Here is a 25,854-nt window from a genome sequence, read left to right as displayed (position 1 = left end):
CTGTTTAATACGTTTTGGCAAATTAGTTTAATTTAAATGCAGTTTTTACTTTCCCTAAGGGCATTCGATCTTTATAATTGGCCGCTATCAAATTTACATATGAGCTGGTTGGATAGATCAGTATTTGATCTTTGCCTGTAAAAGCTGTATAAAGAGCGCCCTTCGATTTATCTCTAGGGCAGAAATACACGGCCTTAGATTAAATTAAGCTCGAGCGAAGTTATTGGAGATATATAGACATGTCTAAAGTATGTCAAGTTACAGGTAAGCGTCCAGCGGTTGGTAATCACCGTTCACACGCGAGAAACGCGACTAGACGTCGTTTCCTACCTAACCTACAAACACACCGTTTTTGGGTTGAAAGTGAAAAACGTTTTGTAACATTACGCACTACTACTAAAGGTATGCGTATTATCGATAAAAAAGGCATCGACACGGTTCTTACAGAAATCCGTGCTCGCGGCGTTAAAGTTTAAGGATCTGAATCATGCGCGATAAAATCCGTTTAGTTTCAACTGCCGGTACTGGTTTTTTCTACACTACTGACAAAAACAAACGTAACATGCCTGAGAAGATGGAAATCAAAAAGTTTGATCCAAAGATTCGTAAACATGTTCTTTTTAAAGAAGCTAAAATTAAGTAATTTTAGTTCTTCTTTTAGAATGTAAAAACCCAGCCTAGGCTGGGTTTTTTGTTTTTGTGGTTAAGTAATTTAATATTGGTTTGAATAATTAACTAACCTGAACTCTGCTTGAGATAGATTTATTATCCAGAGTTCAGGTTAACTACATAGCTTTAATTTCTTAATTATACCAATTTTCTTGGGTATGTTGATCTTTGCGGATTAAAATTTGTTCAAACTAGGGGCTATTTAATCATGGCGCGAGATTTGTAACCTAGTGGGCTCGGTAACTGCTCCTGCGTTACTCTACTGGCTTACATCCAAGTAAGAATAAATAAAAACCGAGCAAAGCTTCCGCGTCCTGCTCACGCCCCTTACCTACATCCATGCAGGCAACAAAGAGTAAATAGCTCCTAGGGAGAATCCTTTGGGCAGCGCCTGTTTGGCATTAATGCTACGTTATCGCCCATTTATGGGGAATAACCACACTGCATAGGCTCTGCCTTGCTTAAATACCAAACAGGCTACTGTAAATTTAACCTTGAAAGAACAACATACCCTAATTAAGTGATCTACTTTGAGGTGAGAAAACCGTGCTGATAACAAGGCAAAAATTTCGTTATTTAGTTGCCCTATATCAGAAATTTTTAACACAGTTAGCGTCAGATTTAATCCCCCAAATTGATTAAGTATTATTGCGGGTTGGTATTACTCACCGTATTAAAAATGATTCATAGTCGACTGTATGGATGTAGGAGATAAAGTAAGGCACGGAGCAATTAGTGATAACAACTATATGTCATACTTCACCTTGTTATTGCGCAATTATCTTATCGTTAAATAAACCCATATAAGCAGATTGGCATAATCCGAGTTGCTATAAATTGTTTTTAAATAAAAAAAGGCCAAGCTTTTCAGCTTGACCTTTGCTCTCAGGGAGTTGTTTCAATAAATTATGGCTGATATTGTCCGGTAAGAGTTAAGCCAGAGAATGTGCTGTAAGCGTTAACGCTTAAATGCCATGTTCCTGCTTGTGGGCTTGAGAATGTACATGTTTCAGCGTTACCATTTTTATATGGACGGCAGTCGTAACTTGATGCTGTTGGTTGGCTACCAAATTTAACAAATAAGTCAGCATCGCCAGTCCCACCTGATGTTGTTACGGTAAATGTAGACATACCGGCAGGTACATCTAGGGTGTAATGTTTCCATTGACCAGCATTAGCACTTACATCACTTACGGAGCCACCACCGGCTGCAGGTGGTGTTGTTGTCGTACCGCCACTTGCTGCAGCAACAGCGGCTGCTGCATCTACAATACCAGTGCCACAGTTATTACATGAAGCTGGGAATGAACGCGTTGTCGATTTTAGAATATTTTCTATTTCATCAGGCGTAGCATTTGGTTTGGCTTGCTTAATAAGTGCTGCAACACCAGCAACATGAGGAGCTGCCATAGATGTACCTTGTGAAAAACCGTAGCTATCGCTTGAAGGTGTTGACGAGCCTGTATTATAAGTTGATAGAACGCCTTCAGAGTCGTTTGCAAAACTTTGTGCGCCGCCAGGTGCTGCAACATCAATATTGCTACCGTAGTTTGAGTAATAAGCGCGACCGCCGTTGCGCCCAACCGATGCTACGTTTACTACACCGCTACAGTTGCCTGGATTATAGTTTGCTGAGTTGTCGTTATCGTTACCAGCTGCAATAACCACAACGGTGCCATTGCTACGTGCTGTGTTAATCGCATTTTGCGTTGTAGAACTACATGAACCGCTGCCACCTAAACTCATGTTAATTACATCTGCAGGGTTTGAGTTTGCAGGAACGCCTGAAACACTTCCACCTGATGCCCAAATAATGCCGTCAGCAATGTCAGATGTTAAACCACCACACTTACCAAGCACACGAACAGGAACTACTTTTGCATTATAAGCAACGCCAGCAACACCTTCACCATTATTAGTGACAGCAGCAACTGTGCCAGCAACATGCGTACCATGCCAGCTAGAGTTTTGTGCACCGTTAGAACCACATTCATTTGCTGCAACCGCATCGCCAGGATCGCGAGCATCGCTATCACGACCACCGCCATCATTTGCTACCGACAAGTTAGAAATCATATCGTAACCAGGGAGAATATTTGCATTCAAATCAGCATGAGGGCGGTAGCCTGTATCAAGCACCGCGACCACTACGCCGCTACCTGTTGCTGTATCCCATGCTGCTGGCAAGTTTAGACCACCCGCTTGCTCGTAGTAATGCCATTGATCATCAAAGCGAGGATCATTAGGTGTCGAAAAAGGTTGCAACATTTGATCGACTTCAATGTATTCAACATTGCCAGAAGCAATAACGTCTTGCATAAACTCTTGCGCTTCGGCTGCATTTAGCTTCTTGTCTGCACGCATAACATGGTGATTATTAAGTGCCATTGCACGTACATATTTACCTTTTACCTTCCCTTTTTTAGACGAAAAGTTTTTAACAAAACGTTGAGCGCGTTGTTTCATATTTGATGAGTTAGCGCTCGCTGTTGAAAAAGTGGCTATTTCATTATTGTTATTTTTATATTTAATAATGAATTGGGTTTCAAAACCGCTTTGGATTTGTAGTTTTGCTGTGGTTTCAGCCATTGAAGGAGCAATTGCTTGAGCTGGATTTGCCATACTTGATGTTGCTGAAAAAAGCGTACTTACAGTTAAAGCTATAGCGCACTTTTGAAAAGTTTTTCTTGTTGTCATAATTTTTCCTAGATTTTATTAGTAATTTCGTGATTAATGCTCACGATGTAGGAACAAAGGTAAAGTATTTGTTAATAAAGTTAAAGTATTAATTTCTTTTTATGTATTTTGTTTGGTTATAACTAAGAACTTTAATGATTTTTTAATACTTTTGTCGTTGTTTTTAAGGTGTTTCGTGCTTTTTATGATTTGTTAATATTATTGGTTGTTTTTCTGGTTTATTTTGTTGCGTTATTATTGATAATGATTGCGCGCTGTTTGTTGTTAAACTTTGCTATAATCGAAAAAAATTTTAACGAGATAAATAAATGACCCAAGTAGATGTAATAGTAATAGGTGCGGGAGCTGCAGGATTAATGTGTGCAGCGCAAGCAGGATACCGTGGCCGAAGCGTTACAGTACTTGATATGGGGAAAAAACCAGGTCGTAAAATTTTAATAAGTGGTGGTGGGCGTTGTAACTTTACAAATGAAAACGCAACACCCGATAACTACTTATGCACAAATTCTCATTTTGTTAAATCATGTTTAAGTCGCTATACACAGCATGACTTTATTGAGCTGGTGGACAGGCATGGATTAGCGTATCACCATAAAACACTAGGCCAGCTATTTTGTGATAACAATGCACAAGACATTGTGAATATTTTACTGACCGAATGTGAGTGGGCAGGGGTAAATATAAAGCTACGCAATGAAGTGATCAGCGTATCAAAAACCGAAACCGGCTATAGCGTTACCACAGAGCAAGAAACATTAAGCTGTGAGTCGTTAGTTGTCGCATCAGGTGGCTTAACTATGCCAAAACTAGGGGCTACACCAATAGGCTATAAAATTGCAGAGCAGTTTGGCTTAAGCGTGTTACCAACCATGGCTGCACTTGTACCATTTACTTTGCATCAGCACGATAAAGAGCGTTTTGAAGGGCTCTCGGGAATTAGTATTGCATGTGAAGTTTCAAGCGAAGACGGCACCGTATTTAAAGAAAATATCCTCTTTACTCACCGAGGGTTATCGGGCCCAGCAATATTGCAAATAAGCTCATTTTGGCGAGCAGGGCAGGCTGTAACTATAAACCTATTACCTGAAATTGATTTAAGGCAGCAACTTGCTGATTGGCGAGAAATGCAAGCCCAAAAGTCGTTAAAAAACAGCCTTGCAACTATTTTACCTAAACGCTTTATAGAAATACTACACGAAAGCAAAGCGATACCAGATTGTAATATTAATCAGCTTACGCATGCTCAAATAGATGAGCTGGTAAATTACATTCACGCTTGGCAAATTAAACCCAATGGCACAGAAGGTTATAGAACAGCAGAAGTAACATTGGGCGGTGTAGATACCGACGAGTTGAGCTCAAAAACCTTTGAAGCTAAAAAAGCTAAAGGCCTATACTTTATAGGCGAAGTAACTGACGTAACGGGTTGGTTAGGGGGCTACAATTTCCAGTATGCTTGGAGCTGTGGATTTGCTTGTGGGCAGTACGCTTAGGTTAGTAGTTCAGAATGAAAACAGATACTTTCAGATCTAAATAGAGACTATTAAGAACTAAATAGATACAAATAGATGGTTCGTTACCATCTATTTGTAGATTAAAGACTGCTTTATTCGATTATAAATGAAGACAAAGTTGAGCAAACTAAGCTTGATATTCATTAGCTCAAACCTGAATAGACACTTTTGGTAAATAGGTTTTTACCAAGCCTGACAGTCTCAAAAGCCACCAAAGCGGTCATAGATACTTTTAAATAAAGTACCAGTAAAAACTAACACTTCTCTTTATTATCCATTGCTCTAATATGTATAATCAGAATCAGGATGAAGTAAGGCCATACATTTTCTATTATTATGAAAAATCTATTATCCATTCGCTCTTATAGTACAAAACCAACTCGTCACTCACATCACTTTAATCAATTGGTTTTACCCTTACGTGGTGTTATAAATATATGTGTTGGTAATTTCAATGGTAAAGTTGCACCTAGTGAATGTGTTGTAGTTAAAGCCAACGAAGAGCACTTGTTCACTGCTGATACTGAAGCTAGATTTGTAGTCGTGGATATGGAACACCTACCCCTAAACATTTCATCTTCACAATATATTGTTTTTGCGATTAATTCATCTCTTAGAAGTTACTTAACTTTTATCGAAAACCAACTAGAAAACAAAGTTAATACTCAATTAGAGCAGGCAATGTTTGAAATGTTTAGTTTACTGCTTGCAGAGCAACCTTTATTGCCAAAAGTAGATAATCGCATTGGTACAGCAATATCCTTCATAGAACAAAATATTGCATCGCAGCTTCAAATCAAACGCTTGGCTGAGTCTGCTTTCCTGAGTGATACACAGTTTAAGAAACTATTTAAACAACAAACAGGTATGACTGTGATGAAGTACGTAACAAAACTTCGGATGGAAAAAGCTCAAGCTTTACTAACGCACACCGATTATCCGTTACCAATTATCGGTGAAAAAGTAGGTTATAAAGAGCCATCAGCCTTTAGCCGAAAGTTTTCGCAATACTTTGGTCTATCACCAACTAAGTTCAAAAAGTAAACTTAGTCTGAATTGTTAACGATTGCGTCTTAATTGTTAAAAACGCCTTTCATAATTAGCATACTATTTCTGTATTGAAGTTATCATAAACAGGTTTCATTATGGAAAATCATCACGAAAATTTTAAAGGTGTTATTGCCATTATTATTGCTAGTTTTTTGTGGGGAACAACTGGCACCGCAGCAAGCTATTCCCCTGATGTAAGCTCTCTAGCTATTGGTGCATTTTCTATGGGAATAGGTGGAGTCTTACTTGTAATCACAGCTCGAAAAAAGCTACTTATAGATTATAAGGTGATGCTAGAACAACCTAAGGTATTAATATTAGGTGCCGCTTCTGTCGCTATTTATCCATTAGCATTTTATACCTCAATGAGTTTATCTGGTGTTGCCATCGGTACTGTAGTCTCTATAGCTACAGCTCCTTTTTTTGCAGCAATCCTTGAACGTCTAATTAGTAAAAAGAACATATCATTGCAATGGATATTGAGTTTTGTCATTGGAGCGATAGGTATTGCTCTTTTAACGTTAGGTAGAGACCAAAGTAATAATACTGCTTACAGTATTAATCAACAGGGTTTGGGGATTCTTTTGGGTTGTATTGCTGGATTAACTTATGCAGGTTATTCATGGGCAGCAAGGCGTTTAATTGAAAGTGGCGTTCATTCAAAATCGTCCATGTCAGGGCTATTTGGTTGTGCCGCACTATTGTTACTCCTTTCATTATGGTTTACGGGTGATAACTTATTTTCAAGCTCAACTAATGCTTTGGTATCTTTGTATATGGCAATAATTCCAATGTTTTTAGGATACTTATTATTTGGTTTTGGCTTGAATTATATAGATGCAAGTAAAGCAACATTAATAACCCTAATTGAGCCATTAGTTGCAACTATTTTAGCTGTTTTCATTATTGGCGAAAAATTTAAAGTCATTGGTTGGATAGGTGTGGCTTTAGTCTCTCTATGTCTATTGATGCAAACCATCAAACCTCAAAACCAACTAAGATTAGCCTTCAAATCAACTTAGTTATACAGTCTGATATAATTACTGCTTTGGCAAAAAGTTCATAACGCTTTTAGTTGCCAACCATAAGTTAGCGTAAAAATATCAACGGCAGCTTTGAGCTTATTGTTGCCTGTCAAATTTAGTTAAGCTTTGTCATTTAAAAGTGTTCGATCAGTTTGTGATATTACTTTCCACTTACAATTATCTTTCTTTGCCCCAGTACAAGTCACACAATTTACTCGCTCTCTTTTCATTGCTACACAAAGTAAATGGGTAGGACGACTCATAGCGACATATGTTGTTTTGAATCTATCTTCCATTCTGCTAAAACCGGTTTTAGGTCTTGTAGTGGTACAGTGATTTTGGCCACCCATTAAGAAAAAAACCGCCAAACTGGCGGTTAAAAGGTCTACACAACACTGTAAAATTTATAACTACATAGTTACTTTAATAGTTCGAGCACATCAAAGCAGGCACCCATTGTATGGTAATCAGTTTTACCTATTGGGCTTTTCATCGTGTCTATTTTTTTATTGTCAGCGGTTAAAATTCTAAACCAAGCACCGTATTTATGATCGACTAAATGCTGCCACGAATACTGCCAAATTTTGTCATACCATTGCTGATATTTTTCATCCCCTGTTGCTTGATAAAGATACGCTGCACAACACAGAGTTTCGGCTTGAACCCAAAAGTATTTATCGTCATCGCAAATAGTTTTATCAGGGGCAAAGCCGTAGCAAATACCGCCGTGTTTTTTATCCCACGCTACATTTATTGAGTTATCAAATAAGGCTTGAGCGCGTTCAATAAGCCATTTTTGTGGCTTATGCTTATTTAAAAACATAAGTAGTTTTGACCACTCTGTTTGATGGCCAGGTTGAAAGCCCCACGGACGAAATAAATTTTTAGGATCGTCTTTGTTGTACTCTAAATCGACCTGCCAATTTATATCGTAATGCTCCCAAATAAGCCCACCCATTAAATTAGCTTGGCGGTTAACCATGTTGTCGGCAAGTGTGAGCGCACGGTTTAAAAATATTTCGTCTTTTGTGGCTTCATAAGCGGCAATCAGTGCTTCACAAGTATGCATGTTGGCATTTTGGCCGCGGTATGAATCACATTTTGTGAAGTCGCTGTTGTGCTGATCTTTATATAAACCGGCTTTTGCATCCCAAAAATGTGTTTCCATTGTTTGAAATGTATCGTTGAGATATTTACGTGCTTGCGTAACGCCTACGCGGTATGCCCAGCTGTACGCTAAAATAACAAATGCAAAACCATAACTATGATTGGTGTTATCAAGCACGGTGGCTTGACCGTTTTCAACTTTTAATAACCAGTTGTAGCCACCAGTTTGCTCAACAAGGTGATGCTTACGAATAAACTCAATCCCCGATTTAACACGATTAAGGTACTTTTCGTCATTAAAGGTTTGATACGCGCGTGCATAGTTAAATACAAAACGAGTAGAGCTTACTAAGTGGCGCGTGTGTTTATCAAATACCTCACCGTTATCAGAAAAGTTTTGGTAAAAACCACCGTGTTCATCGTCAATATTTGGCTCATAAAACGCTAACGTGTCGCTAATGTGCTGCGTTAAAAATTCACGGCTTTTAAAGTTATCAGGTGTGCTTTTCATAGTTTGCTCCTAAAATCGTGTAGAGACTTTTGGTTAGGTAGGGAGTTAAATGCCCCTTTGTAAGATGCGGCATGGGCACCACATAACGAAGCAAATTCAAAAATAGTTGTTAGCTTTGCAGTATTTTCACAAAGGGTACTAAAGCTCGTTGGTGTTAATGCATGTAAACCGAGTTGGTATAGTAAACCACCTACAAACGCATCCCCTGCAGCGGTAGCATCAACCATAGTTACTTTTTTAGGGATAAGCATTTGTTTGCCGTGTTTAGTAAACCAATACATTGGGTTACTTGCATCAGTAACTACAAATAGCTCACAACCGTTATTAAGTGTTTGGGCAATAAACTCATCGCTCGATTGTTCACCCGCTAAGTATTCAAGCTCTTCTTTTGAGGCTTTAATAATTGAGCAGTCTTTTAATAACGGTAAAATATGCTCGCGAGGGTTGGCATCGCTTGGCCATAAATTGAGGCGCAAGTTAATATCAAAGCTTACAATTGAGTTATTTTGTTTTGCAAATTTAACACCGTAAGCGGTGGTGTTTCTGATGTTTTTGTTGGTTAATGTGTTTGAGCAAATATGAAAAATATCGCATTGCTCAAACCATTCGCGACTAAAGTCATCGTTACTAAAGTGCAAATCGGCGGTGTTATCACGGTAAAACTCAAACGTGCGATCGCCATCGTTATCGAGTGATACAAACGCAAGGGCTGTTTTTGCTTGGTTGGTAAAACGCATAAAGTCGGTTTTTACACCTTGCTCTTTTAATGCATTATGTAAAAAGTCGCCAAAGCTATCAGTGCTTAGCATTCCTGCAAAATAGGCATTACCGCCTAGCTTTGCAATGGCAACGCTTACGTTTGCAGGCGCACCGCCTGCAAACTTTGTAAACGCTTCGTGTTCGTTGCTGTTTTGGCTCAATTTATTTGAAAGTAAATCAACCAGTACTTCACCAAAGCATATTGTGTGTTTCATGATCTTGCCTTAGTTATTAGTCAAGTAGCCAATGTAATGCTATTGCAGCTGTCCATGAAAAATCTTTACCACCACAGCCAGCACCTGTTTCTGGGTTAAAATATTCGTAGTAGCCTGACTTAGCAACTAGGTTGCGCGTATCATCTTGAATTTTTTCAGCCGTTGTTACAAAGCCTGCTTCTTTAAGGCCTATGGCTATCATCCAGTTGATGTGTAACCAAATCGGGCCACGCCAGTAGCGTTGTGGCTCGTATTTTTCTTCTTTAGGGTGAGTAGATGCCACACTAAATTGGCTCGACTCAATAAAATCTTCGGTGGCTGTATTAATTATTTTAGTTTGCTCATCGCTTGTTAAACCTGCATATACAGTTAATAGCGCGGCTGATGTTTTAACTTTAGCCAAGCTGTTAGTTAATACATCTCTGCAATAAAAGTACTGGCTTTGTTCACACCATAAAGTGTTTATGGCTTGCTCTGTTATTTGTAAGCGCTGTGCTAAGTAATCAGTGCGAGCATCGTTTAAGTCAAGTTGTTCACCCATTTTGAGTAAATCTTTGGTTGCACGGTGTAAAATAGCAATAATACCTAGGTCATTCACTTTGTACGGGCAGGTTTCGTAAATTACTTTGCTGTCAAAGTTGTTACGTTTGAAAAAGTCTACAAGGTATAAAAAGCGGTCGTATTCACTTTTATGTGGACGCTGAGAAGAATCCACATGACTTGTATCACGGCGCGTATATTCCCAATCTACACATGGCACAGCATGAAGAGCATCATCCCACGATGGGCTGTTATCCATGCCCGATTCCCACGGGTGGTAGGTCACTACTAAACCTGTTTTTTCAGGATCTCGGTCGTTGTACCACCATAAATGATAATCAACTACTTGTGAAAATAACGCTTTAACTTTTTGTTCTGCAAGTGCTTTATCTTTAGCGCTGGCAAGCATTTCTTTCATTATGGTGGCGACTACTGGCGGCTGTGAAATAGACGTACTTTTAATTTTTTTATCCGAACCCCATACGTCAGGGCCAGGAAAATAAGTATCTGAATCTTTATGAAACAAGATGTGCGGCACCATGCCATTATCCCATTGGCCTGAAAATAACACATCAATTTCTTGCCATGCGCGGCTTTCGTCTGATTTCATCCAACCTAGCGCTGTAATGGCTGAATCCCAGTTCCACTGAAACGGGTATAGGCCATGTGTTGGTACTGTATAGCCACCTAAGTCGTTCGCTATAAGTGTTTTAGTAGCAAGGTCTGCAAGCGATGAAGCCGTTGCTGAGTCAATTTTACCGCTGTTTACAGTAGTCATATTGGGTGCTCTTTGTGTGTTATTTCCGATTTGGATAATATTAAAGCACTCATTATGGGTTGTAAATGTTTTTTTTCTGTGCTTAAATCCTGTTCGAAGTAACAAAAAACTAACATTTTTACTTGATTATTTCGGCTTTGCTTAGCCTCACTCTAAGTAAATACACACAGACAACCAGCACAATTGGAGAATACCCGTGAATAAAACAACGATCGCCTCTATTGTATCTTTATGCCTTGCACAGGGCGCTTATGCGGCAGAAGAAGCTGCACCAGATACAGCAAAAAAAGCTAACAACGTTGAGCGTATTATCGTCTCTGGTACCAGTAAAGGGCGTGTTATTTCAGACACTCCACAATCAGTAACATCTATTAGTGAAGACGAGCTGGTAAAGCTGTCTTCAAGTAGCCAAGCGGATGTGCTTCGCTATATTCCGGGTATTAAAGTAGAAGGCGGTGGCGGTGAAGTTGCTACTAATCTACAAGTAAGAGGCTTACCTTCATCGGGTCAGTTTCAGTTTACGCCACTGTCGTACGACGGTTCACCTAGTTTGAGTGTTTTTGGTTTAAACTCATCGGCGTTTGATGTGTATTACCGTAATGATTTGGGTATTGAGCGCGTAGAGTTTGTGCGTGGTGGTGTATCTAATTTATTTGGCCAAGGTTCTGTAGCCGGTATTATTAACTATATTTCTAAAACGGGCAGTGATGATCCGCAAAGTACCGTACAAATGGAGCTTTCTGACCAAGGGCGTACTCGCTTAGATTTTGCAACGAGCGGCCCACTTAACGAAGACGGCTTATATTATGCGCTTTCTGGTTTTTACCGTTACGACGAGGGCCCTTTAGATACAGGCCTTGAGACTAAAGGTACACAGTTGCGTGGTAATATTCGTAAAGAATTTGATGATGGCTCTGGCTCATTTACTGTTTATGGACAGTACATTGACGACCAAGCTCAGTTTTACTTACCTATTCCACTTGATGGCGACAGCCGCGAGCGCTTAAGTGGTAATGATGGTCGTGAAGTCGAATCACTGCAAACGGCGCAAGTATCTAACTTAACCTACGATACAGCAAATGGTCGTTATGAATCGCCAATCAGCGATGGTGTAGTTACTAAAGGTGGCTCTATTTCAGTGGTGTTTGAAAAAGAACTCGCTAACGATTTTGCCATTAATATGCGCAGTAAATACGCTAAATATCAACACGAATTTAATCTATTTTTAGACGGCGACGGTATTATTAATGTACCTGAAAGCCAAGGCGACTTTTTAGCTAACCGAGGGCTAGGTGATGCAAGCGGTGCTGAGTTTTCTTATGTTAATTCAGGTGTAGCACTTGCAAGTGATGACTTACTATTTGCTAACCGTATTTTAGACCGTGACCGCCCAGCTGAAGATTTTTCTGCAGAATTTAATATCATCAAAAGTATTTTTGTAGGTGATTTTAGCCACGATATTACAGTCGGTACATTTTTCTCGCACAGTGAAGCCGACGACGACAACGTTATTACAACTTACTTAGGTGAGTTTAATAACAACCCTCGCTTAATCGACTTAACGTATACCGATGTTAATGGCGATGAGGTTCAGTACACTCAAAATGGTATTAGTGGCCCAGGCATTTCTTATACTAACCAAACCATTAGCGCTACCCGCAGAGCATTGTACGTAGCGGATCAAATGGAAAGCGACGATTGGATTTTTGACTTTGGTGTTCGCTACGAAGAAATTGAAGGCAAAATTAGTCGCGAAGGCAGCCAAGTAGTTCAGATTTCTGATGATCCAACGCTTGCACCTAACTTACAAGTTAACACTACGGGCAGTGGTGTAATGACTTACGGCGAAGTCGACACGTCTGAGTTTGCTGCATCGGGGGCGGCGTTATATCGCCTAACCGATAACTTAAATATATATGCCAATGCATCTCGCGGGTTTTTCTTCCCAGAAATTAGAGGTATTCAGTTTAACGATTTAGGCGAGCCTGCCAGCTACGAAGCCGAAATTGTTGAGCAAGGCGAGCTAGGTGTTAAGTTTTTTGATAACGACTTTAGCGGTAGCATTGCGTTATTTAGAACTGACTTAAAAGACAGACGCAGCGTAGACTTTGTAAATGATGGTAATGGGGGCGTATTAGAGCTGCCAGTTATGCAATCAACTAAAGCAACGGGTGTTGAGCTTACCGGTCGTTACGATATTACCGATGAGTGGGCTGTTGATGCCAACATGACCTATACCGATCACGAGTTTACTGAATTTGACTCAGACCCTTCTATTATTGGTAACGAATTACGTCGTAAACCAAAAATATTATTTAACTCATCTATTAGCTACACCGCAGATAACTGGGATGCATCGATTTACCATAACTTTACCGGTAAAAACTTTGCTAACGATGCAAACTCTGTGGAACTTGATTCATTCCACTTATTTAGATTTGATGCAGGCTATAACTGGCAAGTTGCACCAGAGCAAACAGTACGCTTAAGCGTTGGGGTATTTAACCTGTTTGATTCTGACGGTGTTACTGAAGGTTCACCTCGTCTAGGTAATAGCCAAACGGCAGATAACCCATATTTTGTAGGTCGCCCAATTCTCCCACGACGCGTTACTTTAAGAGTTAAATACGACTTTTAAATAAATGCTTTATGCCTATTAACTCACTTTGGGGTTAATAGGTTTTTTGCATTGTGATGTATTTTTCAGCTAAGTTAGCTACAGGTTTATCTTTTTGATTAGGTTCGTTTATTTAAAAAGGTAAGGGCAGGTAGCCATTTGGTATTTAATTTTTGAAAAGGCGCAGTGTTTTCATATTGTGAATACGCGAATTAATTATGAATATATTAGATTTTTCAATAGTTGCTCTTTATCTTGGTGCCTTATTGGTAATGGGATTTATGCTACGCGAACAAACCAATAAAAATGATTACTTTTTAGGGGGTAAAAGCTTAGGTTGGAAGCCTTTAGCTTTGTCGGTAATGGCCACTCAGCTTTCGGCTATTAGCTTTATTTCGGCTCCTGCATTTGTTGGTTTGCGTGAAGGCGGTGGTATGCAATGGCTCTCGTATGAGTTGGGTGTTCCGCTGGCGATGATTTTAATTTTAGCGACTATTTTACCCAAGCTTTATAAAAGCGGCATTGTCAGTATTTACGATTATTTAGAAATGCGCTTTGGCCGCTCAACCCGTGTGCTTATTAGTGTGGTGTTTCAATTTAGCCGTGCGTTTGCCACCGGCATTATGATCTACGCGGTATCGCTTATTTTACAAGGCACCATGGGAATAGAAGCATGGCAAGCTATTGTATTAACGGGTGTTATAACCGTTTTGTATTCACTGCAAGGTGGGATGAAAGCTGTAGTGTACGGTGATGCAATTCAAATGTTCATCATTGTACTGGGTACTATTGCTTGTATAGGGTTTGGACTGTATCACTTAGGTGGGGTTGATACCTTTATTGCCAATGTTGATTCGAGCCGATTAGAAGCGATTAAGTTTGATTCATTTGGTTTTAGTGGTGATGGCTTTGGCTTTTTACCGATGATTTTTGGTGGTGTGGTACTTTACGCCTCTTACTACGGATGTGACCAAACGCAAGCGCAACGTGCGCTCAGTGCAAAAGATCCTAAAAACCTACGCTACATGATTTTAGCAAATGGTGTCGTGCGTTTTCCTATTACTATTTTATATTGTGTGTCGGGTTTAATTGTTGGCACATTGGCAATGAGTAACCCTGAATTTTTAGCAAAAATTCCAGCAGATAACCCTGATTGGATGATGCCTATATTTATTTTAGATTACCTACCGCATGGCTTAATTGGTTTGTTAGTTGTCGCTATTTTGTCGGCAGCGATGTCGTCACTTAGCTCTGCAATTAATTCACTTTCGGCGGTAAGTATTGAAGATTACAGCCGTATTTCTAATAAAGAGCTAGACCAACCATCTTACTTAAAGTTAGCTAAATACTTAGGTTTAGCATGGGGCGCAATTACCTTAGTACTATCACTTTTTGCCGGTGACATAGCGCCGACCATTATTGAAGCTATTAACAAAGTCGGCTCGCTATTTTATGGCCCAATACTGGCGGTATTTTTAGTTGCTGTATTAAGTAAACGCAGTGCTGCATTGCATGCCAATATTGGCTTAATTAGTGGTGTATTAATTAACTTATTGGTGTCGGTATTTGCGCCAGATATTTTCTGGTTTTGGTGGAATTTTATCGGTTTTGTAAGCGCCGCGGTGATTATTTATGTTACGAGTCGTTTAATTCCAAGAGAGGTAAACGAAGTCACAAAAGTACAAAATGCCGAGACAGTATCAAACTCAATTTTAACTGGCAAAGATATCGTTATGCTACTTAGCATGTTTATTGTGATGATATTAATTTGTTTAGCTATTCCTTCAATTTTTTCGTGAGCTGTGACTAATGGATTCTAAAAAGTCGTTTTTAATTGATTTATTTACCACTGCGGTAAATGCCTGCAAACCGAGTGCTTGCATGAGTAAGTATTTAGAAAATATAGATGCAAGCAAAGGTTTGTGTGTAGTAGGGGCGGGTAAAGCCGCCGCTGAAATGGCCGCCGAAGTTAATCGCTTTTATGGTGATAAATGTTTTGGCGCAGTGGTAACGCGTTATGGCTACGAAAGTAGCGGTGATACTGGGCGAATTAAAGTGCTTAGTGCAAACCACCCAACACCAGACGATAACAGCTTAGCTGCTGGCAAAGAGTTATTGGAACTTGTAAAAAATAACCCGGCTGATATTCCTATTTTGTTTATTATTTCGGGGGGCGGTTCGTCGTTGATGTGCCTACCTGTTGATGATGTGCCTTTTTCACAAAAGCAAAAGCTTAATCAGTTTTTACTTAGAAGTGGTGCAAGCGTTGATGAAATAAATGTAGTGCGTAAGCAGTTGTCACTTGTTAAAGGCGGTAAGTTAGCGCAGGCCGCTAAGTCGGATTACGTTACGCTCATTATTTCAGATGTAGTAGGGGACAAACCAAGTGATATAGCATCAGGCCCTACTATTAGCGATGGCAGTACTAAAGCCGATGCACTGGCTATTTTACAAAAGTACAATTGGCCGGTAATGGCAGAGGTTGAAGCGCATTTATTAAAACCAGAGCAAGAACGAGTTGCTGATACCGTGGGTGAGTACTTTATTGTTGCAAATGCGCAGCATGCTATTGATAGCGCTATAAGTGTTGCACAGCACGAAGGCTGGGAAACCCAGGTACTAGGGTATGATATTCAAGGCGAGGCTAAAGAAGTTGCAAAGCAACATGCGGCTATCGCTCTTGAGCAACAAGCCCAAGGCAAGCGCGTTATGTTGTTCTCAGGTGGCGAACTTACAGTAACCGTTGCTGATGTTTATGGCGATGGCGGGCCCAATCAGGAATACTTAATGGCGTTTGCTGAGGTACTTAATGGCGAAGCGGGTATTTACGCACTTGCTTGTGATACCGATGGTGTTGATGGTAGTAAAGATGTAGCGGGTGCGTATATAAATAACAGTACGATTGCTCGCGCACAAGATGCAGGCGAAAACTTACACGCACAGTTAGAAGGACATAATAGCCATCAGTTTTTTAAAGCCATTGATGATTTAATTATTACTGGGCCAACTAACACAAATGTGAATGATTTTAGAGTGATAGTGATTGAGTAGGCGCAGTTTGCCCACTTGTTCTTTATAATGGTTTCACGTAATCTTGTGCTCCAATTTTGTTAGGGTTAATAGCTATGTTTTCGTTAAACAACAGTAACTTATTACGCTCTGGTTTTGAGCTTGGAAAAGGCGAAAAACTATTTCAAGATATTGAGCGCGATATTATAAAAGTGGTGTTTTGGGAAAAGTGCGTAACTCAAAGTCATATTGTGAGCGCAACTCGTATTCCACAGCAAACTGTGTCGCGTTTACTTAAGTCGTTAACCCAACACGGTGTAATTGTACAAACTGATACGCTAATTCCTAATAAAAAAGGCAAACCTGGGTTTGGCATTGCCCTTAATCCCGATTACGGATTTACCTTTGGCTTAGCTATTTTGCTTGATGCTATTTCGCTTGCCGTAATGGATTTTACGGGAAAGGTGGTTTACACCCATATGCAGCTAATGTCGGATATGAGCATTAATAATGTGCTTAAATGTGCACAAAAGCTGGTGGAAGATATAAGCGCTGAGCGCGACATTCCGAGTGAAAAAGTACTGGGAATGGGCGTGGGTATCTCTGGCTTTTTTAGCTCAATGGATGGGAAAATGAATACACACCATATGCTAGAAGAATGGTCGCAGGTGGATATTATCGATATTGTGTCGCAGCATTTTCAACTCCCTACTTGGGTTGTTAACGATGCTACAGGTGCAGCCGCAGGTGAGGGTGTTGCTGGTATTGGACGCGAGTATAAAAACTTTGTTTATATGTTTGTGTCGGCCGCATTTGGTGGCGGTATTGTAAATAATGGTGACGTACTGCGCGGTACATACGGAAACGCAGGTGAGCTTGGCGACATGCTACCCCCTAAATTATATGCCCACCCTAATCTTGAATTACTAAAACGTATTTTGAAAAAAAATGGCGTAGCGGTTACTTCTATTTACGACCTGCATGACAACTTTGACCCCGATTGGCCTGGCGTTGAAGAGTGGCTGTTTAAAGTTCAAGACTCATTTGATTTAGTGGCAACCTGTTGCTCGGCATTATTAGATGCTGAAGCGATTATTATTGGTGGCCATATTCCAAAAGAGTTGGCTGAAAAAGTTATTGCACGCACGGAGGTCTATGCACAATTTAGACGTGGCGCTAAACGTCCTATGCCAAAGCTGGTGGTTTCTAATATTGATAATTTTCCGGTATCAATTGGCGCAGCCACATTGCCATTTAGAGAGTTGTGTTTGTAGCTTAATACCAATCCGCAATAATACTTAATCATTTTGCGGGGCTAAACGTGTCGCTACCTGCGTTAAAAAATTCTCATTTACGACTGCATGGATGCAGAAGGTAGAGCAATGCAGGAGCAATTGCCGAGAACAACTAAATATCGAATTTTTTGCCTAGCTATCAACACGTTTTTCCAGCCTCAAAATAGCTTATTTAATTAAGCGAATTGGTATAAGAAATACACATTTTAAAAACAAAAAAGCCGATATTGTTTTATACAATATCGGCTTTTTTAGTGCTATTTGTTAAAGTTATTAGGCTTTTGAAAACGCATCTTGCAGTGGTGGAACTACTTGCTTTTTACGGCTCAGTACACCATCTAACCATACTTTATCATTCTCTGGTTTTACACCGTAAGCCTGCTCAACTAAGTTTGCATCGTCAGATACAATTAGCATTTCTGAGCCTTCTTTCATTATGTCGGTAAGCAGTAAAAACACAGAATGGCGGTTACCCTCTACTTTGAGCTTAGCAATATCGGCTGCAAGGTCTGCTTTAATATCGTCAAAAACAGCAAGGTCGATTACTTCTAGTTGGCCAATGCCTACTAGGTTACCGTTCATGTTGAAATCTTTAAAGTCACGCATTACTAAATCACGTGCTGGTGTGTTTTCTACCGCAGATTTAACGCGGAACATATCCATACCAAGTTCTTTAAAGTCTTCTACGCCTGCAATTTCAGCTAGCGCTTCAACACATTTAATATCGGCAGTAGTACATGTTGGTGATTTAAATATGACTGTGTCGCTTAAAATTGCGCACAGCATAATACCAGCGATGTCTTTAGGGATTTCTACACTGTAAAAATCGTACATCATTTTAATAATGGTGTTCGAACAGCCAACAGGGCGAATCCAACATTCAAGCGGAGTCGATGATGTTAAGTCACCTAGTTTATGGTGATCTACCACACCAACAACGCGAGCTTGGTCGATATCATCGGGTGCTTGTGTTTTTTCTGTGTGATCCACAATGTAAACGTCTTCGCCAGCGTAGCTTAATTTTAGCTCTGGTGCTTCGAAGCCAAATTTATCAAGGATAAATTGAGTTTCTGGTGAAATTTCACCAAGACGTGTTGGAATTGCTGGCTCATCGATTTGGTTTTTTAAATAAGCCAGTGCAATTGCACCACAAATAGAATCTGAATCTGGGATTTTATGGCCCACTACATACATAGACATTGACGGAACTCCTTTAAATTTGCCGATATTCTAACAAAGTCTGCACGGTTTAACATATAGACAGTGCAATTAAGTTTTAGTTACACTTTAAAATCTTGAATTAAATAGGAAGTGTGCACATGCAACTTGGTCGCAAAGGTTGGAACAACGTTATTATTTTTTCAATGTTGATTATGATCTTCTTTTTAAATGGCTGGCATAAGCAACTTTTTAATTCAGCTGATGAGTCTTCGGTACAGCCTGTATTACCAATTCAAAGCTTTGTATTGACGCTGACATTTGTTGATCAAAAAATTGAGCGTATTGGAACTAGTTGGCGTACAACAATGTTACAAAAAGATGCGCCATTTATCTGGCAAGCTTCTGAGCAACAACTTAGTGATTTAATTAACCAATGGCAAAGCGCGCAGTTAATGGGTGTTAACGAATCTGTTGTTTTTAATCCTAATGCGCCTTTATATGTTGCTACTTTTGAATTAGCTGGTGAGAGTTTACCTTGGATTTATTTGCTTTATAAAGGTGATGGGCAATATTACTTACTCGAAAAGAGTAGCCAACGAATACTCGCACTCGATTTAAAAACTGCACAGCAGTTATTTCCTAGTTTTGATTTTTCACAAAGTGAGTCTAATTAATGCCTGAATTACCAGAGGTAGAAGTGAGCCGAATGGGCATCACTCCCCACGTACAAAATCAAGTTGTGGTTAAAGTTAATATTTATAATGCCAGTATGCGCTGGCCAGTGCCAGATGACGTGTATCAACTTGAAGGGCTAATTGTTACAAGTATTGAACGACGAGCTAAATACTTACTTTTACACTGTGAGCTTGGCAGTACTATTTTACATTTGGGTATGTCAGGTAATTTACGTGTTGTAGATAAAAGTGAGCCGCTTAAAAAGCATGACCATGTAGAGTTTATTTTTGGCAACGGTAAAGCGTTGCGCTTAAACGATCCTCGTCGTTTTGGTTGTTGCTTATGGCAAGAGCCAGGGCAAGTACATAAGCTACTCTCTAAGCTTGGTCCTGAGCCGCTTACCGATGATTTTTTTGCTAAACGTGTGTATGAACAATCGCGCAATAAAAAAGTACCCGTAAAGCAATTTATTATGGATAACGCAGTGGTGGTTGGTGTTGGTAATATTTACGCGAATGAATCGTTATTTAAAGCGGGTATACATCCAAAGCGAGAAGCGGGAAAAGTTTCACAAAAGCGCTATCAAGCACTTATTCCTATTATAAAAGACACGCTTGCTGCGGCTATTATGCAAGGTGGTACTACGCTTAAGGACTTTGCACAAAGCGATGGTAAACCAGGGTATTTTGCACAAGAATTATTAGTATATGGGCGTAAAGGCAAGCCATGTATGACATGTGAAAGCGAACTGCAAGAAATACGGCTAGGGCAGCGCAGCACCGTTTTTTGCAGCCATTGCCAAAAGTAATAACACCAGCCTTCTCAATGAAGCGCATTGGCATAAGTAACCTGAACTCTGGATAATAAATCTATCTCGAGCAGCTATTTTAAGCGCTAATTGCGTTGAATTTACTAAAAATCTCTGGCTAGAGAAAATAAATTTAAATATCACCATGATTCAATACGTTAGTAAACTTCTTAACCAGAGATCAGGTTAAGTACTTTATTTAAATAAACAAAAACCCCGTTGATACTTGGTATCAACGGGGTTTTTAGTTTGCGCTAATTGCGTTATTTAAACTTTAAACTCATCGACTGATAAACGAAGTTCTTCAGCAAGTTTTGCTACTTCTGAACTTGAGATGTTTGTTTGGCTTGCGCCTTCAGCGGTTTGTTCTGCAATGGCTACGATTGATTCTAAGCGTTCACTAATCTCTTGTGCTACTTGTTGTTGCTCTAATGCAGCAGTTGATATTTCTTCACTGACATCGTGAGCTTGAGATACCGCAAATGTAATAGAATCAAGCGCGCTACTAGCTAAGTCTGTTTGCTCAACACACGATACAGCACGTTGTTTACCTTTGCTCATTGCTGTTACCGCAGCTTCTGCGCCTGTTTGTAGCGATTCAATCATTGATTGAATTTCTTGAGTCGACTCTTGTGTTTTACTTGCTAAAGAGCGAACTTCATCGGCTACAACCGCAAAGCCTCGGCCATACTCACCAGCACGTGCAGCTTCAATTGCAGCATTAAGTGCTAATAAGTTTGTTTGGTCTGCAATACCGCGTATTACATCTAATATGCTACCAATTGATGCGCTATCTTGATGTAGTTTATTGATAACTTGAGAGGCGTCGTCTACTTCACGAGCAAGCTGCTCAATCGTCGCTTTATTGTTGTTAGAAATACCTTTAACGCGTTCGGCTTCTTTGTCAGCATTTTTAATTTCACTAAGCGCTTGTTGAGCACTGTTGCTAACTGTTTGCGATGTACTGCTCATTTCAGTGGTTGCAGTTGCTGCTTGTTCAACTTGTGCTTGTTGATTGCGAATTGCTTGGCTTGATTCTGCAGTAATTGCAGACGTTTCTTCTGAAGCGGCGGCCAGTTGAGTCGAGCGAGAAATAATGCCTTTAATTAAGCTGCGCAAGCTATCAATTAAAGTATTACAACTTTTAGATAGTTCGCCAAACTCATCTTTAGCAGTGTCATCTAAGCGTTGTGTCATGTCGCCACTGGCAACAATATCTAAAATACGATTAACTTCAGCAAGCGGTTTGGTTATACGACTAACTGTAATAATGGCAATTGCTATCGCTAGAAGTGTTGCGATAACCATCCCTACCCATGTCCATAAATTAGCTGAATCTACATCGCTGCGCACACCTTTTTGTAACTCAAAGGCAACATTGCTTGCTTGTGCAACTAATTCATCAATTTGATTAAGTGCCATTTTCGTTGCTTGCTCTGATTCGGCAAGCTCTCTTTCGGTCAGTGTGATTGAGTCAATTAGGCGTTTTTTATTTGCAGCTAAACCACTATTACCTTTAATATTATTTTCGAGGGTATCTACATACTCTTTTAAGTTATTGAATAAATCACTGTGAGTTTGCTCTATAGCAGGCTTTATTAACGCTAGAGTGCGTGTTACTTCATCAAAATAGTAGCTTTGTTCGTTTTTAACAATATCAAGTGTATTGAGTGTTTTAACTGTCAGCATGTCGGTACTATTACTTACAACCGACATAAAGTTATTCTCTAAATTATTAGCCGCTTGGAATGCGCGTGCATGATTTTGCTCAAAACCGTCTATGTCCAAAATGTCGAGTACGACAGAATTTGCATCTTCAGCGTTAAGTTCGATAATTTCTAATTGAGACTTTAATGTTTTGTTAAGTGCTAATTGTTTACTCTTATCTACAAGCAAGCTCTCTACAGTACTTAAAAAACTTAGGTAGGTTTGTTCTACATTTCTACTGCTTTGGTTTAAAGCTGGATCATCTTTTACGACTGCTTGTAGTTCGCTATGAAGGCTATTAAATAGCTGTTTTTGTTCGAGTACTTGTTTTTTTATTGGCGCCAGTTCATTTGCAGATGAAGTGTAAAAACTCGCTTGAGCGGCTTTACTCATTAAAATGAATTCAGCTTGTAACTCAGAGCTTTTATTCAGAGCTGGAAGTGATAGTTGGTTCACTTTTTGAGTTGAGCGGTCAATATTTGCTATTTTTATTAAAGAATTGCCACCAATTATTAAAAGTAATAGCGTGATAAATATAAAACCACCCCAAATACGTTGGCTTACTGTTAGATTCATATAGGTTTCCACTCAAAAGTACTTCAGTTAGAACTTATCGGCGTTTGTACTGATAAGTTAAGTAATTAAAATCAATTACTTTAATTAATTTTAATTATTAGTCTATAAATCTAACAGATGTATTAGATTATTTCAGGTTATTTAGACAAAAGGTGGGATTTTTCTACAATTTTTTGTTTGCTAGGTAGTTTCATTAGCGTCATGCTGTTACCCCACACACACCCTGTATCTAAAGCGTGTACACATTTATGGTTTGTATTACCTTCAAGGGCAGCCCAGTGCCCAAAAATAATATCCTGTTTAATGTTTAATATATTTGGATGCATAAACCAAGGTGTTAACTCATTATTATTGATTGTTGCGCCTTTTGCACTAAGTTCTAGTTGATTATTACTTGTTAAAAAGCGCATTCGAGTAAAATAATTAACTATGTATCTAAATTTTTCAAAGTCGTCTAGATCATTATGCCATTTCACAGGGTGTGGCTTATACATTTGCTCAAAGAAGGTTTTTGCATTATTTGATTGGTAACAGCTTTGCGCAAACTGTGCATATTTTAACGCATTTTCAATTGACCAATCAGGGTTAAGACCAGCATGAGATATAAAGCTATTATATTTTTTTAAGTATAAGGCAAGAGGCTGAGTTTGAAGATATTCAATGTAATGGGTGAGTTTATGGCTATTGAATATTGGGCTAAGTTTGTCTTTTGGGTTAGTTGGTTTATTTAAGTAATAGCAGGCAATCATATGCAAATCATGATTGCCAAGTGTAATCGTTATGCTGTCTTGGTTTTGGTAAATGTAATCTAAGCAGGCTAAAGAGTCTGGTCCGCGAGCGACTATATCTCCTACTAAGTAGAGGTGATCTTTACTTGGGTTAAAATCTACCCGCTGTAGCAAGGTGCTAAATTCGCTAAAGCATCCTTGTAAATCACCTATTACATAATCAGCCATACAATTTAGTTATCATTTAGTGCAAAATATTAGGGCAAGCTAAGCGAAACACGTTAATAGGTGCTTGAAACTCAGAACCAAATTCATTGCGTAAAGTATAATGCCCTTGCATAGTGCCTACTGGTGTATCAAGTATAGCTCCACTGGTATATTTGTAGCTTTCACCAGGGCCTATGGTTGGCATTTCGCCAACAACACCTTCACCTTCTACTTCAGTTTCTTTGCCATTTGCATCTGTAATCAACCAATAGCGGCTAAGTAACTTAGCGCTACACAGACTATGGTTTCGAATAGTTACCGAATAGGCAAATACGTATTTTTCGATCTCTGGTTGAGACTGGCCTTCTACGTAAAATGTTTCTACAGATACCTTAACAGGCGATCCAATATTACTGCTTGTTGTCATAAATCCAATTAGCTATATCAATAAATTGTTGTAAAGATAAGCGCTCAGCGCGCAACGTTATGTCTATCCCAATGCTTGTAAGCTCTTCTGCTGTTAGTAAGTTGCCCAAGCTGTTGCGCAGTGTTTTACGGCGCTGATTGAAGGCTTCCAAGCACACAGTGTTTAGAATTTTAACGCTTTTAGCCGTGCGTTGTTCTGGCTTTTTAGGGATTAAACGAATAACTGCAGAATCAACCTTAGGTGCTGGCTTAAAGCACTCAGGTGGCACTTCTATCACTGGCATTGCATTACAGTAGTATTGAGTCATTACACTTAAACGGCCAAAGGTTTTACTACCAGGGCCTGCAACCATACGCTTTACGACTTCTTTTTGTAGCATAAAATGCATGTGTTCAATATTGTCTGCAAATTCAAAAAGATGAAACAGTAAAGGCGTAGAAATATTATAAGGTAAGTTGCCAAACACTTTTAATTTTTTGTCGTCTCTTACTAGGCTTGCAAAGTCAAACGTCATTGCATCGCCTTGGTTAACGGTTAATTTAGGGCCTAAAAATGGGTGCTCAATTAAACGTTGTGCTAAATCTTTATCTAGTTCAACAACCGTTAGGTGGCCACTAAGATCAGCGACAGGCTCTGTAATAGCGCCAAGTCCAGGGCCAATTTCTACTAAGTTGTCTTCTGGTTTAGGATCGATTGCAGAGACTATTTTATCGATGATCATTTCATCAAATAAAAAGTTTTGCCCAAAACGTTTACGGGCGCGGTGTCCTAAATGTACTTTATCGGTCATTGATTTTGTGCTTTTTCTTGGGCGAGCTTAATTGCTTCGCGGATCGCTAATTCAAAACTGCCAACGTCAGCTGTACCTGTACCGGCTAAATCTAGCGCCGTACCATGATCAACTGAAGTGCGGATAAATGGTAAACCTAATGTAATATTCACAGAATTACCAAATCCCTTGTATTTTAGCACAGGTAATCCCTGATCGTGATACATAGCAAGCACAGCATCAGCTTCAGATAGATATTTATCTTGGAATAACGTGTCCGCAGGTAATGGACCTATTAAATTCATACCTTGGCTTCTAAGTACATCAAGAGTAGGTGTGATTGTTTCAATCTCTTCACGTCCTAAGTGGCCATCTTCTCCTGCATGCGGGTTTAAACCGCATACCAAAATACGTGGCTTTTCGATACCAAATTTAGTTTGTAAGTCGTGATTTAAAATACCCGCTACTTTAGTAAGACGTTCTTCGGTAATAGCACGCGATACATAAGCAAGTGGGATATGGGTTGTCACAAGTGCGACACGTAAGCCCTCAGTTGCCAGCATCATCACAACGTCAGCAGTATCTGATTGCTGTGCAAAGTATTCAGTATGGCCGCTAAAAGAGATACCAGCTTTGTTAATAATACCTTTATGGACAGGACCAGTTACAACAGCATCGAATGTACCATCCATGTTTTTTTCACTTGCGATACGCAAAGTGTCTAAAACGTATTGGCCATTACCGTCGTTTAATACCCCAAGTTCTACATCAACACCTAAATCAACTTGATGTATATAAACACTACCCGCAGGTGCTACTTTTGCGGGGGCATTTTCATCAAACTTAATTAAATTAATAGGCAAACCAAGATGTTTAGCACGTTCTTTAAGCAGTTTACCATCAGCTAGTACGACAAGCTGAGCATCCCACGCTTGCTGAGCAAGCGTAAGAAGTAAATCTGGGCCGATGCCTGCTGGCTCGCCCGGGGTAATCGCAATTCTTAAGGTCAT

The 25,854-nt window shown here is 39.5% G+C and carries 21 protein-coding genes; 11 read left to right on the top strand and 10 right to left on the bottom strand.

Features of this window, described 5'->3' with window-relative positions:
• The first annotated feature begins 239 nt into the window (after nucleotides 1-239).
• Entirely contained in the window at nucleotides 240-476 is a 237-nt protein-coding gene (gene rpmB, locus AOR04_RS15180) for a 50S ribosomal protein L28 (protein ID WP_004335549.1), read from the top strand.
• A gap of 11 nt (nucleotides 477-487) precedes the next feature.
• Nucleotides 488-643, top strand: a complete 156-nt coding sequence (gene rpmG / locus AOR04_RS15175) for a 50S ribosomal protein L33 (RefSeq protein WP_004335545.1) — start codon at nucleotides 488-490, stop codon at nucleotides 641-643.
• Between the two features lie 932 nt (nucleotides 644-1,575).
• On the opposite strand, the gene AOR04_RS15160 is transcribed toward rpmG, so the two are convergent.
• Nucleotides 1,576-3,366, bottom strand: coding sequence for a S8 family peptidase (locus AOR04_RS15160; protein WP_008138088.1), 1,791 nt, complete (start codon nucleotides 3,364-3,366; stop codon nucleotides 1,576-1,578).
• Nucleotides 3,367-3,674: 308 nt separating this feature from the next.
• Between AOR04_RS15160 and AOR04_RS15155 the strand changes: the two genes are divergently transcribed.
• The 3 genes from AOR04_RS15155 to AOR04_RS15145 all read left to right on the top strand — a co-directional run bounded on the left by AOR04_RS15155 (nucleotide 3,675) and on the right by AOR04_RS15145 (nucleotide 6,952).
• The gene (locus tag AOR04_RS15155; RefSeq protein WP_096793804.1) at nucleotides 3,675-4,859 is read left to right on the top strand and encodes an NAD(P)/FAD-dependent oxidoreductase; all 1,185 of its coding nucleotides are present in this window, start codon (nucleotides 3,675-3,677) and stop codon (nucleotides 4,857-4,859) included.
• A gap of 357 nt (nucleotides 4,860-5,216) precedes the next feature.
• Nucleotides 5,217-5,924 carry a helix-turn-helix domain-containing protein gene (locus AOR04_RS15150; protein ID WP_007378618.1) on the top strand — a complete coding sequence of 236 codons (708 nt, stop codon included), beginning with the start codon at nucleotides 5,217-5,219 and terminating at the stop codon, nucleotides 5,922-5,924.
• A gap of 101 nt (nucleotides 5,925-6,025) precedes the next feature.
• Entirely contained in the window at nucleotides 6,026-6,952 is a 927-nt protein-coding gene (locus tag AOR04_RS15145; protein WP_096793803.1) for a DMT family transporter, read from the top strand.
• Nucleotides 6,953-7,373: 421 nt separating this feature from the next.
• Here AOR04_RS15145 and AOR04_RS15140 read toward each other — a convergent pair whose 3' ends face one another.
• From AOR04_RS15140 to AOR04_RS15130, 3 genes are read right to left on the bottom strand one after another with little or no spacing between them, the layout of a single operon-like run.
• Nucleotides 7,374-8,573 carry an AGE family epimerase/isomerase gene (locus AOR04_RS15140; protein WP_096793802.1) on the bottom strand — a complete coding sequence of 400 codons (1,200 nt, stop codon included), beginning with the start codon at nucleotides 8,571-8,573 and terminating at the stop codon, nucleotides 7,374-7,376.
• Entirely contained in the window at nucleotides 8,570-9,547 is a 978-nt protein-coding gene (locus tag AOR04_RS15135; protein WP_096793801.1) for a carbohydrate kinase family protein, read from the bottom strand. The genes AOR04_RS15140 and AOR04_RS15135 overlap by 4 nt, the downstream gene beginning before the upstream one ends.
• A gap of 16 nt (nucleotides 9,548-9,563) precedes the next feature.
• A complete protein-coding gene (locus AOR04_RS15130) occupies nucleotides 9,564-10,865 on the bottom strand; it encodes an MGH1-like glycoside hydrolase domain-containing protein (protein WP_096793800.1) in 1,302 nt (433 codons plus the stop codon).
• Nucleotides 10,866-11,061: 196 nt separating this feature from the next.
• On the opposite strand from AOR04_RS15130, the gene AOR04_RS15125 reads away from it, so the two are divergent.
• From AOR04_RS15125 to AOR04_RS15110, 4 genes are all read left to right on the top strand, one after another.
• Nucleotides 11,062-13,503 (top strand): TonB-dependent receptor, encoded by a 2,442-nt coding sequence (locus AOR04_RS15125; RefSeq protein WP_096793799.1) that lies wholly within the window; start codon nucleotides 11,062-11,064, stop codon nucleotides 13,501-13,503.
• Nucleotides 13,504-13,700: 197 nt separating this feature from the next.
• On the top strand, nucleotides 13,701-15,281 hold the full coding sequence (locus AOR04_RS15120) for a sodium:solute symporter (protein WP_096793798.1): 1,581 nt from the start codon (nucleotides 13,701-13,703) through the stop codon (nucleotides 15,279-15,281).
• A 10-nt stretch (nucleotides 15,282-15,291) separates the two neighbouring features.
• Nucleotides 15,292-16,533, top strand: a complete 1,242-nt coding sequence (locus AOR04_RS15115; RefSeq protein WP_096793797.1) for a glycerate kinase type-2 family protein — start codon at nucleotides 15,292-15,294, stop codon at nucleotides 16,531-16,533.
• A gap of 74 nt (nucleotides 16,534-16,607) precedes the next feature.
• On the top strand, nucleotides 16,608-17,765 hold the full coding sequence (locus AOR04_RS15110; protein ID WP_002957728.1) for an ROK family transcriptional regulator: 1,158 nt from the start codon (nucleotides 16,608-16,610) through the stop codon (nucleotides 17,763-17,765).
• Nucleotides 17,766-18,059: 294 nt separating this feature from the next.
• Here the strand turns inward: AOR04_RS15110 and AOR04_RS15105 are convergent, their stop codons facing one another.
• Complete coding sequence (locus tag AOR04_RS15105) at nucleotides 18,060-18,986, bottom strand: manganese-dependent inorganic pyrophosphatase (RefSeq protein ID WP_007376559.1); 927 nt, start codon at nucleotides 18,984-18,986, stop codon at nucleotides 18,060-18,062.
• A 119-nt stretch (nucleotides 18,987-19,105) separates the two neighbouring features.
• Between AOR04_RS15105 and AOR04_RS15100 the strand changes: the two genes are divergently transcribed.
• Nucleotides 19,106-19,621 (top strand): hypothetical protein, encoded by a 516-nt coding sequence (locus tag AOR04_RS15100; RefSeq protein WP_096793796.1) that lies wholly within the window; start codon nucleotides 19,106-19,108, stop codon nucleotides 19,619-19,621.
• A complete protein-coding gene (gene mutM / locus AOR04_RS15095; RefSeq protein ID WP_096793795.1) occupies nucleotides 19,621-20,430 on the top strand; it encodes a bifunctional DNA-formamidopyrimidine glycosylase/DNA-(apurinic or apyrimidinic site) lyase in 810 nt (269 codons plus the stop codon). Before AOR04_RS15100 ends, mutM begins: the two co-directional genes overlap by 1 nt.
• 267 nt (nucleotides 20,431-20,697) lie before the next feature.
• On the opposite strand, the gene AOR04_RS15090 is transcribed toward mutM, so the two are convergent.
• From AOR04_RS15090 to pdxA, 5 genes are all read right to left on the bottom strand, one after another.
• Nucleotides 20,698-22,713 (bottom strand): methyl-accepting chemotaxis protein, encoded by a 2,016-nt coding sequence (locus AOR04_RS15090; protein WP_007376556.1) that lies wholly within the window; start codon nucleotides 22,711-22,713, stop codon nucleotides 20,698-20,700.
• Between the two features lie 137 nt (nucleotides 22,714-22,850).
• Nucleotides 22,851-23,669, bottom strand: a complete 819-nt coding sequence (locus AOR04_RS15085; protein WP_033038971.1) for a symmetrical bis(5'-nucleosyl)-tetraphosphatase — start codon at nucleotides 23,667-23,669, stop codon at nucleotides 22,851-22,853.
• 16 nt (nucleotides 23,670-23,685) lie between these two features.
• Nucleotides 23,686-24,075, bottom strand: a complete 390-nt coding sequence (gene apaG, locus AOR04_RS15080) for a Co2+/Mg2+ efflux protein ApaG (RefSeq protein ID WP_007376554.1) — start codon at nucleotides 24,073-24,075, stop codon at nucleotides 23,686-23,688.
• Nucleotides 24,059-24,865, bottom strand: coding sequence for a 16S rRNA (adenine(1518)-N(6)/adenine(1519)-N(6))-dimethyltransferase RsmA (gene rsmA, locus AOR04_RS15075; protein WP_007376553.1), 807 nt, complete (start codon nucleotides 24,863-24,865; stop codon nucleotides 24,059-24,061). The genes apaG and rsmA overlap by 17 nt, the downstream gene beginning before the upstream one ends.
• Nucleotides 24,862-25,854 carry a 4-hydroxythreonine-4-phosphate dehydrogenase PdxA gene (gene pdxA, locus AOR04_RS15070; RefSeq protein ID WP_008136591.1) on the bottom strand — a complete coding sequence of 331 codons (993 nt, stop codon included), beginning with the start codon at nucleotides 25,852-25,854 and terminating at the stop codon, nucleotides 24,862-24,864. Before pdxA ends, rsmA begins: the two co-directional genes overlap by 4 nt.

The sequence above is a fragment of the Pseudoalteromonas sp. 1_2015MBL_MicDiv genome (assembly GCF_002407505.1).
GTDB classification, from domain to species: Bacteria; Pseudomonadota; Gammaproteobacteria; order Enterobacterales; family Alteromonadaceae; genus Pseudoalteromonas; species Pseudoalteromonas fuliginea.
Note: the sequence above shows the minus strand (reverse complement) of the source record. Positions and strands in the feature narration are given on the sequence as shown.

Coding starts and splice junctions, on each gene's coding strand:
- rpmB (WP_004335549.1), top strand. CDS start 240: ATGTCTAAAGTATGTCAAGTTACAGGTAAGCGTCCAGCGGTTGGTAAT.
- rpmG (WP_004335545.1), top strand. CDS start 488: ATGCGCGATAAAATCCGTTTAGTTTCAACTGCCGGTACTGGTTTTTTC.
- AOR04_RS15160 (WP_008138088.1), bottom strand. CDS start 3,366: ATGACAACAAGAAAAACTTTTCAAAAGTGCGCTATAGCTTTAACTGTA.
- AOR04_RS15155 (WP_096793804.1), top strand. CDS start 3,675: ATGACCCAAGTAGATGTAATAGTAATAGGTGCGGGAGCTGCAGGATTA.
- AOR04_RS15150 (WP_007378618.1), top strand. CDS start 5,217: ATGAAAAATCTATTATCCATTCGCTCTTATAGTACAAAACCAACTCGT.
- AOR04_RS15145 (WP_096793803.1), top strand. CDS start 6,026: ATGGAAAATCATCACGAAAATTTTAAAGGTGTTATTGCCATTATTATT.
- AOR04_RS15140 (WP_096793802.1), bottom strand. CDS start 8,573: ATGAAAAGCACACCTGATAACTTTAAAAGCCGTGAATTTTTAACGCAG.
- AOR04_RS15135 (WP_096793801.1), bottom strand. CDS start 9,547: ATGAAACACACAATATGCTTTGGTGAAGTACTGGTTGATTTACTTTCA.
- AOR04_RS15130 (WP_096793800.1), bottom strand. CDS start 10,865: ATGACTACTGTAAACAGCGGTAAAATTGACTCAGCAACGGCTTCATCG.
- AOR04_RS15120 (WP_096793798.1), top strand. CDS start 13,701: ATGAATATATTAGATTTTTCAATAGTTGCTCTTTATCTTGGTGCCTTA.
- AOR04_RS15115 (WP_096793797.1), top strand. CDS start 15,292: ATGGATTCTAAAAAGTCGTTTTTAATTGATTTATTTACCACTGCGGTA.
- AOR04_RS15110 (WP_002957728.1), top strand. CDS start 16,608: ATGTTTTCGTTAAACAACAGTAACTTATTACGCTCTGGTTTTGAGCTT.
- AOR04_RS15105 (WP_007376559.1), bottom strand. CDS start 18,986: ATGTCTATGTATGTAGTGGGCCATAAAATCCCAGATTCAGATTCTATT.
- AOR04_RS15100 (WP_096793796.1), top strand. CDS start 19,106: ATGCAACTTGGTCGCAAAGGTTGGAACAACGTTATTATTTTTTCAATG.
- mutM (WP_096793795.1), top strand. CDS start 19,621: ATGCCTGAATTACCAGAGGTAGAAGTGAGCCGAATGGGCATCACTCCC.
- AOR04_RS15090 (WP_007376556.1), bottom strand. CDS start 22,713: ATGAATCTAACAGTAAGCCAACGTATTTGGGGTGGTTTTATATTTATC.
- AOR04_RS15085 (WP_033038971.1), bottom strand. CDS start 23,669: ATGGCTGATTATGTAATAGGTGATTTACAAGGATGCTTTAGCGAATTT.
- apaG (WP_007376554.1), bottom strand. CDS start 24,075: ATGACAACAAGCAGTAATATTGGATCGCCTGTTAAGGTATCTGTAGAA.
- rsmA (WP_007376553.1), bottom strand. CDS start 24,865: ATGACCGATAAAGTACATTTAGGACACCGCGCCCGTAAACGTTTTGGG.
- pdxA (WP_008136591.1), bottom strand. CDS start 25,854: ATGACCTTAAGAATTGCGATTACCCCGGGCGAGCCAGCAGGCATCGGC.